The organism is uncultured Mucilaginibacter sp. (assembly GCF_903913935.1).
Classification (GTDB): Bacteria; Bacteroidota; Bacteroidia; order Sphingobacteriales; family Sphingobacteriaceae; genus Mucilaginibacter.
The window spans coordinates 1-1,830 of record NZ_CAIWNH010000220.1 but is presented as its reverse complement, the minus strand read 5'-3'; the positions used below and the strand labels follow the sequence as shown (position 1 = coordinate 1,830).

The following is a 1,830-nucleotide window of genomic DNA, read 5'->3' as shown; positions in this document are numbered from 1 at the left end:
GGGTTAGTGCCTAATTCTTTTTCATTATCGCGATGCCAGCCCATGCTGTCTTTGCCATTGCGATAAAAATTTAACAGCGCACTGGTAAAGCCGGTGCCTGCAACGGCTTCAGTTTTTGCTTTAATGTCTGCGAGTGCCGGGGTCCATGGCAACGGCTGCATGGTAATACCTGAATAGGTGTAAGCCTTATCGCCATACCAGGCCGTTAAACGCGGCTGCATTACTTCTTTGCCAAAAATTTTGATGGGCTCATGTTTCCAGGCAATGTTATGGGTTAAATCATGCAGGTATTGTTTGCTCTCGCCGCCGTTGAAGAATGCGGGGTAAAGATATGCTTCGCCTTTGTAGGGCAAAAGGTTTTCGCGTTCGTTGAATAGGGATAACGTCATGACTGTATTTCGAAAATAGTAAGTAAATCTGATGAATCGCGGTGCCGCTTTTAATTTGATGGTGCTGTTTAAAAAATTACAGCGCCGCCATTGGTTTTTATGTCAAAAAAAGACCTACATTTTAAAATTTTTATATTGCAGCACCATGTTAAGATATACTGCCGACAGGCGAACTGTAATTACCGTGTTGCTTTATTTTGTTTTTGCCATTATGCCGTGGTTTTTATGGCCACAGCTTAATAACTGGCAAATTGCATTGTTTGTTATTATCAACTGCTTTCTATCATTTACCTGCGCGGTAATAGTGCACAATACTATTCATGTCCCCATTTTTAAAAAGCGTGGCATGAATAAGTTTTTCCAGGTAGTGCTTTCATTTACTTATGGCCACTCTACCAGTGCTTATGTGCCGGGCCATAATTTCAGCCACCATAAATATACTCAGGGCAATAAAGACGCCATACGCACCAGTAAGGCGCGTTTCAAAATCAATATATTAAACCAGCTGTTGTTTTTCTTTTTAATGAGCGGCGATATTTTGAAAGGTGAAATACGCTTTGCTAAAAAAATGCGGGTTGAAAGACCATCGTGGTTCAGGCAATATTTGCTGGAGATGGTGATGGTAATGGGCCTTAAAATTGTGCTATTGATTGTAAACTGGAAATGTGCCGTGTTGTTTATTTTAATACCACATCAGTATGCCGCCTGGGGCATTGTGGGTACCAACTATTTTCAGCACGATGGCGTTGATGAAAACCACCCGTACAACCACAGCCGTAATTTTACAGGTAATACGCTTAACTGGTTTTTATTTAATAACGGGTACCATGGCGCCCACCACATTAAACCTAACCTGCACTGGAGTTTGCTGCCGGCTTACCATAACGAGCATGTAAGGCCGCATATTCATCCTGCGCTTGATCTGGAATCTCTGCCGGCTTATCTTTTTAAAACGCATATATACCCCGCTAAGCGGCTTGATTATTTGGGGCAACCCCTGGTTCTTGCTCCTGCTGTTAAAGACGAAGATTGGGTGGGTGATATAAATGTTAGCCAGCATGCTACTGATATGGCCGGGGCTTAAAGTATTTTACTTTTTGTTGCAATAAGGTTTTAGAAACAGCAGAAGCTTTGTGACTGATACTGCCCAATCTGTCGTAATTTAATTGTCGGTTACTTTAAATACCGGAATGCTGAAGTAAAATGTAGCTCCTTGGTTTGGTGCGGCTTCGGCCCATATTTTACCATCGTGTTTTTTAATGATGCTATGCACCAGCGCAAGGCCTACACCTGTGCCCTCATAGTCGGCTTCTTTATGCAGGCGTTGAAACACACTAAACAGCCGGTCTGCATTTTTCATATCAAAGCCTATACCATTATCCTTTATAAAATACACCTGCTCTCCATCCTTTTCAACCATGCCTATCTCTATACAAGATCG

General features: G+C 42.2%; 3 protein-coding genes. 1 reads left to right on the top strand and 2 read right to left on the bottom strand.

Translation table 11 applies throughout. The features are described 5' to 3' along the window. A partial coding sequence (locus QZY09_RS08470; protein WP_295671000.1) for an alpha-ketoglutarate-dependent dioxygenase AlkB occupies positions 1–389 on the bottom strand: 389 nt, incomplete at its 3' end. Between the two features lie 145 nt (positions 390–534). On the opposite strand from QZY09_RS08470, the gene QZY09_RS08465 reads away from it, so the two are divergent. Beyond that, positions 535–1,473, top strand: a complete 939-nt coding sequence (locus QZY09_RS08465) for a fatty acid desaturase (protein ID WP_295670998.1) — start codon at positions 535–537, stop codon at positions 1,471–1,473. Positions 1,474–1,551: 78 nt separating this feature from the next. Here QZY09_RS08465 and QZY09_RS08460 read toward each other — a convergent pair. Then, positions 1,552–1,830: ATP-binding protein (locus QZY09_RS08460; protein WP_295670994.1), on the bottom strand; the 279-nt coding region annotated here is incomplete at its 5' end.

What these genes read in the sequence shown, in the direction of transcription:
- QZY09_RS08465 (WP_295670998.1), top strand. Translation starts at nt 535, where the DNA reads ATGTTAAGATATACTGCCGACAGGCGAACTGTAATTACCGTGTTGCTT.